The following is a 15,983-nucleotide window of genomic DNA, read 5'->3' as shown; positions in this document are numbered from 1 at the left end:
CATTCCGTGTTCACTGCTGGTACAGGCCCAGCACGAATTTGTCGTAGGTGGTGTGCTGCCCGGCCAGCAACTGCCGCAGGTAGGCGACCGAAGCCTCGGGCGCCGCGACCGCGCTGCCTTCGCGTTCGATGCGCAGCATCTCCGCGTACAGCGGCACCACCGCGCGCACTGCGGCCGCCGGCGCCTGGCGGCGCACGGAGACGTAGCCCACCGTCTGGCCGGCGGCATCCACGTCGGCGGTGATGTTCGCGAACACCCAGTAGTAGTGCCCGTCCGACGTCAGGTTCTTCGCCAGGCCGAAGAATTCGCGCTCCTGCTTGAGCGTCTCCCACAGCAGGCGATAGATGCCGCGCGGCATGTCCGGATGGCGGACGATGTTGTGCTGCTCGCCCAGCAGTTCGGATTCGCGGTAGTTCGAGACCCGCATGAAGGCGCGGTTGACGTAGGTGATGCGTCCGGTCAGGTCGGTCTTGGACACGATCCAGTCGTCGCCCCCCAGCGGGACCTCGATGGAGGTCGGCGTGATCTTGTTCTTCACTTGTCCCTCGGCTGTCGCATGCTATGTGTCGATCCTCGGCGGGAACGCGGCGCCGGTCCCCATCCGGTCACCCTCCCGTCACGGAGGATTACGGCACGCGGCGGAGAAACTTCAGTGCGCGGGGCCGTCGGCCTCTGCCTCGTCCGCGGCCGGCACGCCGTTGCGCAGGCAGGCGGCGATCCCGGTGGCGATGCCGTCGGCCATGCGCGCCTGGCGCACCGGGTCGCGCAGCAGCAGTTCCTCGCCGCGATGCTTGATCACCCCGGCCTCGAACAGCACCGCGGGCATCGTCGCGTGGCGCAGCACGGCCAGCCCGTCGTAGTAATGGACGGCATGCTGCCGGTCCGCATAGGCGCGCCGCCGGCCGTTCTTGTGGGTGGGCTCGAAGCCGAGCCGCTGCAGCCGGGCGCCGATGACCCGCGCGCACAGGATGCTGCGTGCCGTGTCCGGGTTGTCGCGCGACACGAAGAGCGAATGGCCGGCGAACTCGTCGTTGTAGTCCAGCACCCGGCCCTCGAACGTCCACGGCACGAGTTCGTGCGCGCCGACCGAGTCGTGGTGGATGGACAGAAAGAAATCCGCCCCTGCCGCCTGCGCCGGCCGCGCGCGCAGCGAGGCGATGCGTCCGTCGGCATTGATCTCGCGCACCGCGATGCCATGCCGGCGCAGCGCGTCGGCCACCCGGCGGGCAAGATCGCGGTTGAATTCCAGCTCCGGCCGCCCGCGGGCACTGGTCGCGCCTGGCGCCGCCAGCGTGTGGCCGGCATCCACCGCCACGGCGGGCCCGTCCGCCCGCGCCGCGCGCCACGGCATGCCCAGCAGCGCGAGCGCCAGCATGCACGCGCCGGCATGGCGGGCACCGCGAAGAAATCGGCCGGAAGGGCCTGCGCCGGAAAATCGTGTCGCCATCGTGGTTCGTAACGATACCGGCAATGCGCCGGCACGTGCCGCCTCGCCAATGGGCGGCATAATCGAGCCGCTTCCGTCCCTTCCATCCTCTGCGAACCTGCCATGCGCCCCTGCACCGCCGCCGCCACGCTGCTGGCCACCCTCTTGCTGCTGGCCTGCAGCAAGCTCACGCCCGAGAACTACGACAAGCTGAGGATGGGCATGTCCTACGCGCAAGTGAAGGCCATCCTCGGCGACCCCGCGGGCTGCAGCGACCTCCTGACGGTGAAGACCTGCACCTGGGGCGACGAGAAGCGCTACATCAGCGTCAATTTCGTCGCCGACCAAGTCCTGCTGTTCAACTCATCCAACCTGCGCTGAGCGCCGCGGACGCCGGAAACGGCGCCAGGGCGATCGCACGATGGTTTTCCATCGGCCCGGACGGCGCAGCACGGCAGGTCTGTAGCGGGGGATGCGTGGAGCGGGCGAGGACTGTCCGAGCCCCGAGCGCAACGAGGGCGAGTTCCGCAGCCCGCGGAACGCATCCCCGCCACCAGACCGGATTCGAGAGACACGCCGAACGGGCGAAGACCGCCCAAGCCCCGAACAAAGCGAGCCCGAATTCCGCAGCCCGACGGAACGCATCCCCGCCACCAGACCGGATTCCAGGTACTCATGCGATCGCCCTCCCTGGATACGGCGCCGCGCCCGCACGGGGCGCGGCGTGGGGATAGGCTAGAATGAGCGACTTTTTCCGTGGCCTTCTTCAGGTGATGCCGGGAGTCCCTCCTGCCTTGCGCCGCGCCTCCCGCAACCAGGCGCCGCCTCTCCGCTCCATCCTCCCGCGCCCGGCCCGGGAGGCCGTCCGGCGGCCGCAGCCGGCCGGGACCGCGCGCCGATGAAACGCCTCGTCGCCGTCATCCTCACCGTCGCGCTGCTGGCGTGGCTCGTCCGCAACGGCCACTGGCGGGCACTGGCGGAGAGCTTCGCCCGCCTGCCCACGCCGGTGCTGGGGCTCGCGGTGCTGGGCTTCGCGGCCAGCTATGCATTGCGTGCCCTGCGCGTGTACGACGAATTCCGCGCCGACGCCGGCGGACGCTTCGCCGTCTGCCTGCGCATCGTGCTGATCCACAACGCCATGGTGAACATCGTGCCGTTCCGTGGCGGAGAGGCCGCCTTCCCGCTGCTGCTGCGGCAGACCTTCGGCACGCCGCTGGCCCGCGCCGTGGCCTCGCTGTTCTGGTTCCGCCTGCAGGATGCGCTGGTGGTGGGCGTCGTCGCCGCCGCCGTGTGGCCCGGCCTGCCGCCGGCGCTGCGCGCGGCGGGCGTCGCCGGCCTGCTGCTGTTCGCGCTCGCCCTGCCGCGCTGGGCGCGCGCGCGGCACGACTGGGCCAAACGCGGCGCGCTGGCGGCCCGGCTCGGCAAGCTGCGCGACGCGTTCGCCGACTCCACCCGGCACGCCCGTTTCGGCTGGTTATGGACGGTCGCCAACTGGTCGGTCAAACTCGCGTCCCAGGCACTGCTGCTGGCCGCGATCCTCGATGCCGGCCTCGCCACCGGCGCCGCCGGCGCGCTCGGCGCCGAACTGGCGGCCATCCTGCCCATCCAGGGCGTGGCCGGTTTCGGCACCTACGAGGCCGGCGCCGCCGCGGCACTGCTGCCGGCGGGAATCGCGTTCGAGGACGGTCTGCGCGCCGCCCTCGCGCTGCATCTGTTCGTCATCGGCTGCGCGCTGGCCGCCGGCGCGCTGGCCGCCCTGCTGATCGCCGCGCCGAAAGCCCACGGGAACGGGAACGCCCCCTCCTCCTGCGAATCTTCCAGCACTTCCCCTCATCCATGAACCTTCAAGCCAAATCCCCGCTCCCGCCCGCAGAACCGCAGATCCCGGAAGGGCTGCCGGAGCACACGCTGTCGGTCGTCGTGCCGATGTACAACGAAGCCGAGAACGTCGAACCCCTGCTCGACCGCATCCACCTCGCGCTCGACCCGTATCCCTGGCCCTGGGAGATCGTGCTGGTGGATGACGGCAGTTCGGACGCCACGCCGGCCGAGATCGAACGCTGCGCGAAGATCTTCGGCCCCCACGTGCGGGTCGTCGAGCTGATGCGCAACTTCAAGCAGACCGCGGCCATGCAGGCCGGCCTCGACGCGGCGCGCGGCAGCGTCATCGTGACGATGGACGGCGACCTGCAGAACGACCCGATCGACATCCCGCGCATGGTCCATCGCCTGCTCGCCGAAGACCTGGACCTGGTCGCGGGCTGGCGCAAGAACCGCCAGGACGGGCTGCTGCTGCGCAAGATCCCGTCGCGCATCGCCAACCGCCTGATCGCACGCATGACCGGCGTGCATCTGAAGGACTACGGCTGCAGCCTGAAGGTGTTCCGTGCCTCGGCGATCAAGAGCGTGCGCCTGTACGGCGAGATGCACCGCTTCATCCCCGCCTGGCTGGCGACGGTGACGACGCCGCGGCGCATCGCGCAGGAGGTGGTGACCCACCACGCGCGCATGTTCGGCCAGTCGAAGTACGGCATCTCGCGCACCTTCCGCGTCGTGCTCGACCTGATCTTCGTCTATTTCTTCATGCGCTACCGCACCCGTCCGGGCCACTTCTTCGGCGGCATCGGCATCGGCCTGGGGACGATCGGCACGCTGATCCTGACCTACCTGGCCAGCGTGAAGATCTTCCTCGGCGAATCGATCGGCACCCGCCCGCTGCTCTTCGCCGGCTTCTTCACGCTGATCGCCGGCGTGCAGATGGTGACCTCGGGCGTGCTCGCCGAACTGCTCGCGCGGGTGTATTACGAGTCCGGCGGCACGCAGGCGTACATCGCGCGCGAGCGGGCTCCCCTGGCCGACGACGCCGGGTGGCACCGCCCCGCGGCATGATGCCCGCCACGCCGCCGCGCCACCCGGCGCTCACCGCGCTGATCCTGCTGCTGCCGCTGGCCAGCTTCTTCCTGATGCTGGGGGCGACGCCGCTGTTCGACGTCGACGAGGGCGCGTTCTCCGAAGCCACGCGCGAGATGTTCGAACGCGGCGACTTCCTGTCGACCTACCTGAACGGCGAAAACCGCTTCGACAAGCCGATCCTGATCTACTGGCTGCAGGCGATCCCGTTCATGGCCTTCGGCGCCACCGAATGGGCGTTCCGCCTGCCGTCGGCGCTCGCGGCGACGATCTGGTGCTACGCGACCTGGCAGTTCGCACGCGAGCGCTTCGGCGCCGGCACCGCGCTCGCCGCCCTCACCGTGGCGGCGACGGCGATCGGCCCGCTGGCGATCGGCCGCGCGGCGACCGCCGACGCCCTGCTCAACATGCTGCTCGCTCTCGCTCTGTTCGACGCCTGGCGGCACCTCGAGAGCGGACGGCGCGCGCCGCTGCTGCGCAGCTACCTCTGGATCGGGCTGGGCGTGCTCACCAAGGGCCCGATCGCGCTGATCGTGCCCGGCGCGGTCACCTTCCTGTACTGCGCCAGCCGCCTGGAATGGCGCCGCTGGCTGCGCTCGGTGTTCGATCCGGCGGGCTGGACCATCCTCGCCGTGCTGGTGGTGCCGTGGTACGCGGCGGCGCTGAGCATCCACGGCCAGGACTTCATCGACGGCTTCATCCTCAAGCACAACGTCAAGCGCTTCACCGGATCGCTGGAAGGGCACACCGGCAGCCTCTTCTACTACGTGGCCGCGGTACCCCTGCTGCTGCTGCCGTGGACGGCGCCGCTCGTCTCCGCGCTGCGCCGCGTGCGCACCGACGCCGCCACCGGGGTGCGGCGCTTCCTGTGGCTGTGGGCGGGCTTCGTGGTGGTGTTCTTCTCGCTGTCGGGCACCAAGCTGCCGCACTACGTGCTGTACGGCTCCACGCCGCTGTTCCTGCTGGTGGCCGCGCACCGCGAGGATCTGCGCAGGGCCTGGCTGCACCTGCTGCCGCCCACCCTGCTGCTGGCGGGCTTCGCCGCGCTGCCGATCCTGGCCGGGCAGTTGTCGCAGGGGAGCGCGGGCAACGTCTATTACCGCGCGCAGCTCGCCGAGGCGCATGCGGTCACGTCGCCGGCCTACTACGTGGTGACGGCCGGGGCGCTGCTGCTGTGGCTGGCGGTCGCGATCTTCTGGAAATCCCCGGTCTGGTCGCGCCTGTCGCTGGGCGCGGCGATCTCCGTCGCCGTGCTGACCACGACGGTCTCGCCCTGGGCCGGGGCCCTCCTGCAGGGGCCGGTCAAGGAAGCCGCCCTTGCCGCGCGCGCGCTGGGCGGCACCGTCGTGGCCTGGCGTTTCGACGCCCCCAGCATCAGCGTCTATCGCGAGGCGGTGACGCCCCTGCGCGCGCCGGAGGCGGGAGAACTGGCCATCACCCGCATCGACCGCGTGCCGGAGGCGGGCTACGAGACGCTGTTCCGCAAGGGCGGCGTGGTGCTGGTCAGAAGGATCGCCGCGGCGGCGCAGTAGCATCCCGGTTCCGCCAGCGCAAAGCGGCAGGCCCCGCCGGCTTCCTCGCCGGCGGGGCCTGTGGTTTTTCAGGGGAAGCGCCGGCGCGCCGCCGGAGTCCGTTCAGTTGTAGCGCGACGGCACGATGGGGCGCAGGTCGGCCAGGTACTTCCCGCCCAGCGCCGCGAACCCTGCCATCGCCAGCGCCGACAGCCGGCAGTCCTCGAAACAGGCCCACTCTGCGTTGAAGCGGCCCAGTTCGATTCCCAGGCAGCGCAGCTCCGTCTCGTCATCCGCGAACGCGTAGATGTCCCCGCGGTATTCACGGCCGAAGGGGAAGCCGTCTTCAGGTTTCAAGCGTTGTCCCATGTCTCCCTGGGGCGCGAGCCCGGCTGAAAGCCAATACGGGGAAAGTCTCTCACCAAACCCATTCGCATGACGTGAAAAACGTCACGGATCGCCGGCCTGCGCCTGCGCCGTCCGGCCCGGCAAATCTTGATTCAAATCATGGTGCATGCCGGGGGCCGAAACCTAGTATCGGCCCACGTCCAGTACCTGCTGCAGAGGACGTTTTCCCCTTCCATCACCTTTGCGGACATAACCAGACCAACGATGAGGACCTCTCCATGAGCGGCATATTCACGAAAGCAATGGCGCGGAACATTTTCTATGGCGGGACGGTGTTTTTCTTCCTGCTGTTCCTGGCGCTGACCTTCGACACCAACAAGGCTTTACCGAAACTCGACAACTCCGCGAACCTGACGCCGAAGGTCATCGCCGGCAAGAAGATCTGGGAGACGCGCAACTGCATCGGCTGTCACACCCTGCTCGGCGAGGGCGCCTATTTCGCCCCCGAACTCGGCAACGTGTACAAGCGGCGCGGTCCGGAGTTCATCAAGGCCTGGATCCAGTCGCAGCCGACCGGCGCCCCCGGCCGCCGCCAGATGCCGCAATTCCATCTCACCGATGAAGAACTCGACAACCTCGTCGAGTTCCTGAAGTACACGTCGGAAATCAACGCCGCCAACTGGCCGCCCAACATCGAGGGCTGAGTCGAAGGCCGACCAAGCACAAGTGTGAGACGACAAGAGGAACACGTCATGCAATACAAATCACAAGCGGTCGCCAAGCCCTACTTCATAGCGGCGATCGGGCTGTTCGTGGGGCAGATCCTGTTCGGGCTCATCATGGGCCTGCAGTACGTGGTGGGGGATTTCCTGTTCCCCGCCGTGCCGTTCAACATCGCGCGGATGGTGCACACCAACCTGCTCATCGTCTGGCTGCTGTTCGGCTTCATGGGCTCGGCCTACTACCTCATACCGGAGGAGACCGAAACCGAGCTGTACAGCCCGAAGCTCGCGCTGGCGCTGTTCTGGATCTTCCTGGTCGCCGGCGCGCTCACGATCGTCGGCTACCTGGCCCTGCCCTACGCCACGCTGGCGAAGATGACCGGCAACGACCTGCTCGAGACCATGGGCCGGGAGTTCCTGGAGCAGCCGCTGCTCACCAAGATCGGCATCGTCATCGTCGCGCTGGGCTTCCTGTTCAACATCACGATGACGCTGCTCAAGGGCCGCAAGACCTCCATCAGCCTGGTGCTGCTCGTCGGCCTGTGGGGCCTGGCGATCTTCTTCCTGTTCTCCTTCTACAACCCGCACAACCTCGTCAAGGACAAGTTCTACTGGTGGTGGGTGGTGCACCTGTGGGTCGAAGGCGTGTGGGAACTGATCCTCGGCGCGCTGCTGGCCTACGTGCTGATCAAGGTGACCGGCGTCGACCGCGAGGTCATCGAGAAGTGGCTGTACGTGATCATCACGCTGGCCCTGGTCACCGGCATCATCGGCACCGGCCACCACTACTACTGGATCGGCACGCCGCAGTACTGGCAGTGGTGGGGTTCCATCTTCTCCGCGCTGGAGCCGCTGCCCTTCTTCGCCATGACCGTGTTCGCCTTCAACATGGTGAACCGCCGCCGCCGCGAGCATCCGAACAAGGCCGCGGTGCTGTGGGCGCTGGGTACCGGCGTGATGGCCTTCCTCGGCGCGGGCGTGTGGGGCTTCCTGCACACGCTGGCCCCGGTGAACTACTACACCCACGGCAGCCAGATCACCGCGGCGCACGGCCACATGGCCTTCTACGGCGCCTACGTGATGGTCGTGCTCACCGTCATCAGCTACGCGATGCCCATCCTGCGCGGCCGTGCCGCCAACCCGGAGAGGGCGCAGGTGCTCGAGATGTGGAGCTTCTGGCTGATGACGATCGCGATGGTGTTCATCGTCCTGTTCCTGACCGCGGCCGGCATCCTGCAGGTCTGGCTGCAGCGCGTGTCCGACACCCCGCTGTCGTTCATGGCGACGCAGGACCAGGTCTCGCTGTTCTACTGGATGCGCGAATGGGCCGGCGTCGTCTTCCTGATCGGCCTGCTCGTCTATCTGGTGAGCTTCTTCGTGAAGGGAGATTCGAAGAAGACCGCCGGCGCGTGATGGCGGACGTCTTTCTGTAGTACCCCCGGGCGACCGGAGGAAGGGGTTGGGGCGGCCGAAGGCCGCCCCTTTTTTCATCCGCCCGCGGCCAACCGGTAGAATCCCGCCTTTCCAGGCCAAATTCCCGCATCGATCGTGTCGCAGGCATCCTCCTCCCCGTTTCACGCCGCCCCTCCTTTCCGTCTCGCCATCAACGGCTACGGCCGCATCGGGCGCTGCTTCCTGCGCGCGCTGTACGAGGCCGGGCTGCAGCGCGACTTTCGCATCGCCGCGATCAACGAGCCCGCCGACCTCGCCAGCATCGCCTACCTGACCCGCTTCGACTCCACCCATGGCCGCTTTCCCGCCCGCGTGGAGGCCGGCGACGGCCACCTGCTGATCGACGGCCAGGCGATCCCGGTGTCGCACGCCAGGGTGCCGGAGGCGGTGGACTGGTCCGGCCACGGCATCGATCTGGTCGTGGAATGTTCCGGGCAGTACAGCGAGCGCAGCGGCCTGGCGCGCTTCATCGAGGCGGGCTGCCCGCGCCTGCTGCTGTCGCACCCGGGGAACAGCGCCGGCGACGTCGACGCGACCATCGTCCATGGCATCAACCACCACACGCTCACCGGCGGCGAGCGGCTGGTGTCCAACGCCTCGTGCACGACCAACGCCGTCGTGCCGGTGCTGGCGCTGCTCGATGCGGAACTCGGCATCGAGCACGCCATGCTCACCACGCTGCACTCGGTGATGAACGACCAGCCGCTGATCGACGGCTACCACCACACCGACCTGCGCCGCACGCGCTCGGCGATGCAATCCATCATCCCGGTGTCCACCGGCCTTGCCCGCGGCGTCGAACGGCTGCTGCCGGCGCTCGCCGGCCGCGTGCAGGCGAAGGCGATCCGCGTGCCCACGCACAACGTGTCGGCCATCGACATGGTCCTGTCGGTCGAGCGCGACGTCGGCGCGGCCCGCATCAACGAACTGCTGCGCGAGGCCGCATCCGGCCCCTACGCCGGCCTCATCGCCTGGTCGGACGAGCCGCACGCCTCCATCGACTTCAACCACGACGCCCATTCGGCCATCGTCGACGGCGGCCAGACGCGCATGATCGGCCCCCGCCTCGTCAACCTGGTGATCTGGTTCGACAACGAGTGGGGATTCGCCAACCGCATGACCGACGTCGCCCGCCACTGGCTGCAGGCCACGCGGCGGGCGGGCGCCGGTACGGGCGGCAGTTAACCGCGATCAAGTGAAAACGGTTCGCAGGCACCTACACTGCGGGCCATGGAACACGCCCGCATCACCGTTTCGCCCGCATCCGCCTCCGCCGTCGCCGCAGCCGCCCCGGCGGCCCCCCGCCTTGCCGGCGACCTCGCAATCTGGTTCTTCATCCTGGCCGAGCTGCTCGCCTTCGGCGTGTTCTTCGCCGCCTATGCCTTCACGCGGGCGGGCAACCTCGAACTGTTCAACGCCGAACAGCAGGCGCTGAACCGCAGCGCAGGCGTCCTCAACACGGTGCTGCTGCTCACCGCGAGCTATTTCGTGGTGCGCGCGGTACAGGCCGCCGAACGCGCGGCCCCGGCGCAGAGCGCGCGCTGGCTGCTGGCGGCGATCGGCTGCGGGCTCGGCTTCATCGCGGTGAAGCTGACGGAATACTCGGCCGCCTTCGACCACGGCGTGAGCCTGTCGAGCAGCCCCTTCCACATGTTCTACCTGTCGCTGACCTTCTTCCACTTCATGCACGTCATCCTCGGCCTGGTCATCCTCGCCGCGCTGTGGAACGGCGCGCGCAAGGGCCGCTACCACGCCGGCGACATGAACGGCATGGAAACGGGCGCGGCCTACTGGCATATGGTGGATCTGGTGTGGCTGATCCTGTTCCCCCTGGTCTATGTCATCCATTGAGAGGGCCGCGACGATGAGCACGGAAGTCCACGGCACCCCGCGGCGCGCCACCGTCCTGTGGCTGCTGCTGATCGCCGCCACGCTGCTGACCTGGGGCATGGGCGCGACCGACGTCGCCGGGCGGCTCACCATCCTGCTGCTGGCGGTGCTGTCGTTCTGGAAGGGCAGCGTCGTCATCCTCGACTTCATGGCGCTGCGGCACGCGCCGCTGCTGTGGCGCGCCCTCACCCTCGGCTGGATGATCCTCGTCTGGGCGTTGATCGCCATCGCGTACTGGAAAGGAATCGCACGATGAAACTCGACACGCCCAACCTCGCCACCCCCTTCTACCAGGCCGCGGGCGACGAGATCGCCGTGTTCGAGCACGCCTGGCGCAACCGCCTGCCGCTGCTCATCAAGGGTCCCACCGGCTGCGGCAAGACGCGCTTCGTCGCGTACATGGCCGCCCGCCTCGGCCTGCCGCTGTATACGGTGGCCTGCCACGACGACCTCACCGCCGCCGACCTCGTCGGCCGCCACCTCATCGGCGAGGGCCGCACCGTCTGGTGCGACGGCCCGCTCACCCGCGCGGTACGCGAAGGCGGCATCTGCTACCTGGACGAGGTGGTCGAAGCGCGCAAGGACACCACGGTGGTGCTGCACCCGCTGGCCGACGACCGCCGCATCCTGCCGATCGACCGCACCGGCGAACTGCTCGAAGCGCCGCCGGGCTTCATGCTGGTGGTGTCGTACAACCCCGGCTACCAGAACCTGCTCAAGGGCATGAAGCCCTCCACCCGCCAGCGCTTCGTCAGCCTGCGCTTCGACTTTCCCGCCGCGGAGCGCGAAGAGGCGATCCTGCGCGGCGAGACCGGCTGCACGCCGGACCTCGCGCGGCGCCTGGTCGGCATCGCCGGCGCGCTGCGCGCGCTCAAGGACCGCGACCTGGAAGAAGCGGCGAGCACCCGGCTGCTGATCTACGCCGCACTGCTCATCAAGGACGGCATGGATGCCGTCGCCGCCTGCCGCGTCGCCATCGTCGAAAGCCTCACCGACGACCCCGAGGTCGCCGAGGGCCTGATGGAAGTGGTGGCGGCCACCTTCGGCCGCTGAACGCCGTGCGACACCGCCCGCCCCGCCATGAACACCGCCGCCCGGACCTCCGAAGGGCACGCCCCCTCCCCCGCGGCAGGTCTCGCGCAGCGAGGGTAACCCGGTGAGCGCCGACCGCCCCGAGTCGCACAAGCAGGCCCTGCCCGGCCCGCCGCTGGCGATCGCCGCCGAAGCCCTGTTCCTCATCAACCTGATGCTGCTGCCCGGCCTCGCCTTCCTGGTGCTGCTGGCGCTGTGGGCGAAGTACCACCGCCATCCCGACCCGCTGGTGCGCAACCACCTGCGCCAGACCGGCATGACCTGCATCTGGGGCGGGCTGCTGCTGGTGACGATCAGCATCGGCGTCTTCCTGCTCGGCGGCTTCGACAATCCCTGGACGTGGGTCATCGGCGTGCTGTACTTCACCTTCGTGCATTCGACGCTGATCCTGCTCGGCGTGCTCGGCCTGTCGCGCGCGATCAACGGCCGCAGCTGGCGCTACCCGGTGTTCGGGCCGCGGGAGGATGCGTGACATGAACACCGCCGTAGAGCGCCCCGCGGCGCGCCGGGTGATCCCCATCGCCCGCGCCGACGCCCCCGCGCCCCGGCAGATGCAGACCCGCCGCCTGCTGTTCCAGATCGGCTTCTTCGTGCTGTTCGTGGCCGCACCGGTGTTCGACATCTTCCGCTACGACCTCAAGGCCAACCACGCCTGGCTGCTCGGCATGCAGTGGCGCCTGGGCATGGACGACTTCCTCGCCGGACGCATCGGCACGCTGGAAGCCGCCGCCAATCTGGCGCTGCGCCTCTTCCTGCCGTTGCTGGCGGGCGCTGCGGCATTCCTGTGGGTGGCATGGAAATGGGGCCGGCTCTATTGCGGCTGGCTGTGCCCGCACTTCTCGGTGGTCGAGACCATCAACCGGCTCATGGTGCGCGCCTCCGGCAAGCCCAGCGTGTGGGAACGATCCGCCCTGCCCCCGTGGCAGCCCGACGGCAGCCCGCTGCGCACCGATGCGCGCTGGTGGCTCGTCGTGCTGCCGGCCGCCGTCGGCTTCGCCTTCCTGTGGGCGGTGGTGTTCCTGACCTACCTGCTGCCGCCGTTCGAGGTCTATGCCAACCTCTTCGGCGGGGAACTGAGCCGCAACCAGACGATCTTCCTCGCCGCCGCCACCGTGGTGCTGTCGTTCGAGTTCCTGTTCGCCCGCCACCTCTTCTGCCGCTACGTGTGCGCCGTCGGCCTGTTCCAGAGCCTGGCCTGGATGGGCAACAAGTCTGCGATGGTGGTCGGCTTTCGCCGCAGCCGCGCGGCCGATTGCGCGAGCTGCCTGCCGGACCGGCAATCCGCCTGCGACGCCGTGTGCCCGATGCGCCTGACGCCGCGCAACATCAAGCGCCACATGTTCACCTGCACGCAGTGCGCGCAATGCGTCGACGCCTGCGCCCAGACCCAGCGCGACAACCCGGACGGCCCGCTGCTGAGCTGGGTGGCCGGCGAGGCCGCGCGCCAGAACGAGGCCGGCTTCCGCGCCGGACGGGAGCGCTGACGCCATGGAAGAAGCCGTCGGCAAGCTCTGGCATCGCCTGATCACCCGCGCCGCGGGCGGGCACCATCCCAAGGCGGCGGTACGGCTGAAGGATGTGGAGCGCGTCGCCGGCGTGTTCTTCCGTGCGCTCGGCGGCGACCCTGGGCTGCGCGTCGCCGCGGCGACGGCCGACACCCACGGCGCGCGCCGCAAGCTGCTGCAGCGCATCGCCGGCAGCGACGAGCGCATCGCCCGTGCGCGCATGGACATCGCCACGCTGCGCCTGCCGCCGGAGATCGACGCCTTTCCGGATGCCTCGCTGAACCGCGACCTCTACCTGTGGCTGGCGGCGCTGGCGGCAAGCCATGCCGCCGGCGGCGACGGCATGGACGAGGAAGCGGTCGGCAGCGCCGATCCGGCCCCGCCGGCCGACCTCGAATGCCGCCTGAACCAGCGGGCGGCCCGGCGCGCGCTGCGCCGCTGGCCCGGCCTCGCGCCGCGCTATCGCCGCCTGGTGGAGGCCGCCATCGCCCAGCGCCCGTCGCCGGAGCGCCTGCCGCCGGCGGAAGCCGCCCGCGAGCGCGCACTGCGCGAAGCCTTGCGCGACCCCGGCAGCGTGGCGGCGCTGCCGCCCGTCCCGGAGCACGCGCCGCCGGCGATGCCGGTGCTGCTGTGGCTGAGCGCCTTTTCCGGCGCCGTTGCCGCCGACACCGCCGGCGCTTCCGGCAGCGGCGCCGCAGCCGCCGGGCGCGGCAAGCACGACGAGCGCGACACCGCGCGCGAGGCGCACCGCGTGGAACGCGTCGATGCGCCGCAGGACAAGCACGGCCTGCTGATGATCTTCCGCGCCGAGAGCCTGCTGTCGGTGGCCGAGTTCATCAAGGCCAAGCGCAGCACCGACGACGAACCCGACGACAACGCCGCCGACGCCGCCGCGAACCTCGACCGGCTCTCCCTGGCGCGGGACGAGGAGCGCATCGCATCCAGGATCCGCTTCGACCTCGACCTGCCCTCCGCCGCCGAGGACGACGCGGTGCTGGGCGAAGGCATTCCGCTGCCGGAGTGGGACTACCGCAAGAACCTGCTGCGCGAAGACTACGTGCGGCTGAGCGAACTGCGGCCCTCGCCGCAGGACCCGCGCGCCGCGCCCGCGCCGCTGCCGCAGCACCTGCGGCGCACCGCCCGGCACCTGCACCGCCAGTTTGCCGCCCTGCAGCCCGGCCGGCGCTGGCTGAAGGCGCAGACCGACGGCAGCGAACTCGACATCGACGCGGTGGTGCGCGCCGCCACCGACCGCGCCACCGGCCACCATCCCTCCGACCAGCTCTACCTGTCGCTGGAAAAGCGCGAACGCGACCTCGCCTGCCTGGCGCTCGCCGACCTGTCGCTATCGACCGACGCCTGGGTCTCGTCCGAGGCGCGCGTCATCGACGTGATCCGCGACGCGCTGCTGCTGTTCGGCGAGGCGCTCAGCGCCACCGGCGACCGCTTCGCACTGTGCGGCTTCTCGTCGGTGAAGCGGGGCAACGTGCGCTTCCACCGCCTGAAGGACTTCGACCAGCGCTTCGACGACCGCGTGCGCGGCCGCGTGATGGCCATCAAGCCGGGCTACTACACCCGGCTCGGCGCCGCCATCCGCCACGCCACCGGCCTGCTCGACGCGCAGTCCGCCGCACGCCGCATCCTGCTCATCCTGTCCGACGGCAAGCCCAACGACCTCGACCTCTACGACGGCCGCTACGGCATCGAGGACACCCGCGTGGCCATCGTCGAAGCGCGTCGCCGCGGCATCGTGCCGTTCTGCGTGACGATAGACCGCGAAGGCGCCGGCTACCTGCCGCACCTGTTCGGGCCGGCCGGCTTCGCCGTCATCCGCAAGCCGGACGAACTGCCCGCCCGCCTGCCCCTGTTCTATGCCCAGCTCACGAGATGACGCGATGAATCACTGCGACATTCCCTGCAAGGAAAGCCTGGAAGCCATGCGGGCGCCCTCCGGCGCCGCCGCCTCCACGCCCGAGATCGAGCGCCTGAGCCAGTTGCTGACCCAGGCTCCACTGTTCAACGGACTGTCTGCCGTCGAGGTGGCGCGCATCGCCAAGGGCGTGCGCGAAATCAAGGTGCCCAAGGGCGAGATCCTGTTCCACCGCGGCGACGCCTGCACCGGCTTCCACCTCATCCTGTCGGGCCAGATCAAACTCGCCTTCACCTCCGCCGACGGCAACGAGAAGGTCGTCGAGATCCTGCGCCCCGGCCAGACCTTCGGCGAGGCGGTCATGTTCATGGACAAGCCCTACGTCGTCATGGCGCAGGCGCTCACCGAGGCGCAGTTGCTGCACATCGGCAAGCAGATCTTCTTCGACGAACTGGCGGTCGACCCGCTGTTCTGCCGCAAGATCATCGCCGGGCTGTCGCAGCGGCTGCACCGCCTGATGGCCGACGTCGAAAGCTACTCCCTGCGCTCGGGCCGCGACCGCATCATCGGCTACCTGCTGCGCGAGGAAGAGATCCGCGCCGACGACACCCCGCCCGAGGGCCGCGTCTCCATCCGCCTGCCCACCAGCAAGGGCACCATCGCCTCGCGGCTCAACCTCACGCAGGAGCATTTCTCCCGCATCCTGCACGAGCTGACCAATAACGGCCTGATCGAAGTCGAAGGCCGCACCATCCACATCCCCGACATCGCCCGGCTGCGCGACAGCCTGGGCTGATCCCGCCGCCGCCCTCCGCCGGGCCGGGGCGGTTCTACATCGCCTTGCCGAACTCGGGGTGTCCCTTGAGCAGCTCGTAGACGATGGTCCCGTTGCGGGGATCTTCCGCCGTCCACTTGCTGCCGAAAGATCGTCCCTTCAATTCAAGGCAGAACTCTTGCGGAACCCTGCCCGGCGGGAGCGACGTCACCGTCACGCAAATGCTGTCATCGGCCGCACGCCATACACCTTCGGCAGTCTGCCCTGGCAGACCGATGTGGCGGAATCGTCCGCCCTCGTAGAAATGAATCAGTGTCGGCCCGAACCGGTTGGAAACGGCGAGCGTATTGCCGGAGACGAGCCGATCCACGCTCGACGTGGATGTATCCTCGGCGCGCCCCTCCTGGGGAATCGCAATACAAAGCAGCGTGACCATGCACCCTGCCCCAATCCGTAACTTGACGGGGCCTACCATGCTGCCT

General features: G+C 69.2%; 18 protein-coding genes. 14 read left to right on the top strand and 4 right to left on the bottom strand.

From position 1 onward, the window contains the following. Nucleotides 1–10: 10 nt before the first annotated feature. Nucleotides 11–538: a PAS domain-containing protein gene (locus CCZ27_RS06885; RefSeq protein WP_096446763.1), complete on the bottom strand. Its 528-nt coding sequence runs from the start codon at nt 536–538 to the stop codon at nt 11–13. Nucleotides 539–649: 111 nt separating this feature from the next. Continuing rightward, nucleotides 650–1,375 carry an N-acetylmuramoyl-L-alanine amidase family protein gene (locus CCZ27_RS06880; RefSeq protein WP_096446761.1) on the bottom strand — a complete coding sequence of 242 codons (726 nt, stop codon included), beginning with the start codon at nt 1,373–1,375 and terminating at the stop codon, nt 650–652. A gap of 174 nt (nt 1,376–1,549) precedes the next feature. Here CCZ27_RS06880 and CCZ27_RS06875 point away from each other — a divergent pair, with 174 nt between their 5' ends. The 4 genes from CCZ27_RS06875 to CCZ27_RS06860 all read left to right on the top strand — a co-directional run bounded on the left by CCZ27_RS06875 (nt 1,550) and on the right by CCZ27_RS06860 (nt 5,868). Next, a complete protein-coding gene (locus CCZ27_RS06875; RefSeq protein WP_096446759.1) occupies nt 1,550–1,807 on the top strand; it encodes an outer membrane protein assembly factor BamE domain-containing protein in 258 nt (85 codons plus the stop codon). Between the two features lie 517 nt (nt 1,808–2,324). Beyond that, on the top strand, nt 2,325–3,266 hold the full coding sequence (locus CCZ27_RS06870) for a lysylphosphatidylglycerol synthase domain-containing protein (RefSeq protein ID WP_096446757.1): 942 nt from the start codon (nt 2,325–2,327) through the stop codon (nt 3,264–3,266). After that, on the top strand, nt 3,263–4,315 hold the full coding sequence (locus tag CCZ27_RS06865; protein ID WP_096446755.1) for a glycosyltransferase family 2 protein: 1,053 nt from the start codon (nt 3,263–3,265) through the stop codon (nt 4,313–4,315). Before CCZ27_RS06870 ends, CCZ27_RS06865 begins: the two co-directional genes overlap by 4 nt. Next, nucleotides 4,294–5,868, top strand: coding sequence for an ArnT family glycosyltransferase (locus CCZ27_RS06860; RefSeq protein WP_232516588.1), 1,575 nt, complete (start codon nt 4,294–4,296; stop codon nt 5,866–5,868). The genes CCZ27_RS06865 and CCZ27_RS06860 overlap by 22 nt, the downstream gene beginning before the upstream one ends. Nucleotides 5,869–5,970: 102 nt before the next feature. On the opposite strand, the gene CCZ27_RS06855 is transcribed toward CCZ27_RS06860, so the two are convergent. After that, nucleotides 5,971–6,204, bottom strand: coding sequence for a hypothetical protein (locus tag CCZ27_RS06855; protein WP_157748473.1), 234 nt, complete (start codon nt 6,202–6,204; stop codon nt 5,971–5,973). Nucleotides 6,205–6,473: 269 nt separating this feature from the next. Between CCZ27_RS06855 and CCZ27_RS06850 the strand changes: the two genes are divergently transcribed. The 10 genes from CCZ27_RS06850 (at nt 6,474) to CCZ27_RS06805 (ending at nt 15,522) form a co-directional block, all read left to right on the top strand. Beyond that, entirely contained in the window at nt 6,474–6,899 is a 426-nt protein-coding gene (locus CCZ27_RS06850) for a c-type cytochrome (RefSeq protein WP_096446751.1), read from the top strand. A 48-nt stretch (nt 6,900–6,947) separates the two neighbouring features. Continuing rightward, complete coding sequence (locus tag CCZ27_RS06845) at nt 6,948–8,330, top strand: cbb3-type cytochrome c oxidase subunit I (protein ID WP_096446749.1); 1,383 nt, start codon at nt 6,948–6,950, stop codon at nt 8,328–8,330. A gap of 135 nt (nt 8,331–8,465) precedes the next feature. Continuing rightward, nucleotides 8,466–9,554, top strand: a complete 1,089-nt coding sequence (locus tag CCZ27_RS06840; protein ID WP_198363286.1) for a type I glyceraldehyde-3-phosphate dehydrogenase — start codon at nt 8,466–8,468, stop codon at nt 9,552–9,554. Between the two features lie 45 nt (nt 9,555–9,599). Then, complete coding sequence (locus tag CCZ27_RS06835; RefSeq protein WP_096446747.1) at nt 9,600–10,220, top strand: cytochrome c oxidase subunit 3 family protein; 621 nt, start codon at nt 9,600–9,602, stop codon at nt 10,218–10,220. A 13-nt stretch (nt 10,221–10,233) separates the two neighbouring features. Continuing rightward, on the top strand, nt 10,234–10,515 hold the full coding sequence (locus CCZ27_RS06830; RefSeq protein WP_096446745.1) for a cytochrome C oxidase subunit IV family protein: 282 nt from the start codon (nt 10,234–10,236) through the stop codon (nt 10,513–10,515). Continuing rightward, complete coding sequence (locus CCZ27_RS06825; RefSeq protein WP_096446743.1) at nt 10,512–11,312, top strand: CbbQ/NirQ/NorQ/GpvN family protein; 801 nt, start codon at nt 10,512–10,514, stop codon at nt 11,310–11,312. Before CCZ27_RS06830 ends, CCZ27_RS06825 begins: the two co-directional genes overlap by 4 nt. Before the next feature lie 103 nt (nt 11,313–11,415). Beyond that, nucleotides 11,416–11,823 carry a magnetosome magnetite crystal formation protein family gene (locus tag CCZ27_RS06820; protein ID WP_096446741.1) on the top strand — a complete coding sequence of 136 codons (408 nt, stop codon included), beginning with the start codon at nt 11,416–11,418 and terminating at the stop codon, nt 11,821–11,823. Further along, nucleotides 11,816–12,835 carry a 4Fe-4S binding protein gene (locus tag CCZ27_RS06815; protein ID WP_385961118.1) on the top strand — a complete coding sequence of 340 codons (1,020 nt, stop codon included), beginning with the start codon at nt 11,816–11,818 and terminating at the stop codon, nt 12,833–12,835. The genes CCZ27_RS06820 and CCZ27_RS06815 overlap by 8 nt, the downstream gene beginning before the upstream one ends. Nucleotides 12,836–12,839: 4 nt before the next feature. Further along, entirely contained in the window at nt 12,840–14,747 is a 1,908-nt protein-coding gene (locus CCZ27_RS06810; RefSeq protein ID WP_096446737.1) for a nitric oxide reductase activation protein NorD, read from the top strand. Between the two features lie 4 nt (nt 14,748–14,751). Then, nucleotides 14,752–15,522 (top strand): Crp/Fnr family transcriptional regulator, encoded by a 771-nt coding sequence (locus CCZ27_RS06805; RefSeq protein ID WP_096446735.1) that lies wholly within the window; start codon nt 14,752–14,754, stop codon nt 15,520–15,522. Nucleotides 15,523–15,556: 34 nt separating this feature from the next. On the opposite strand, the gene CCZ27_RS06800 is transcribed toward CCZ27_RS06805, so the two are convergent. Continuing rightward, nucleotides 15,557–15,937, bottom strand: a complete 381-nt coding sequence (locus tag CCZ27_RS06800) for a hypothetical protein (protein ID WP_096446733.1) — start codon at nt 15,935–15,937, stop codon at nt 15,557–15,559. Nucleotides 15,938–15,983: the final 46 nt, after the last annotated feature.

Origin of the sequence: Thauera sp. K11 (assembly GCF_002354895.1) — a bacterium.
Lineage (GTDB): Bacteria > Pseudomonadota > Gammaproteobacteria > Burkholderiales > Rhodocyclaceae > Thauera > Thauera sinica.
This window is presented reverse-complemented; position numbering and strand designations above follow the sequence as displayed.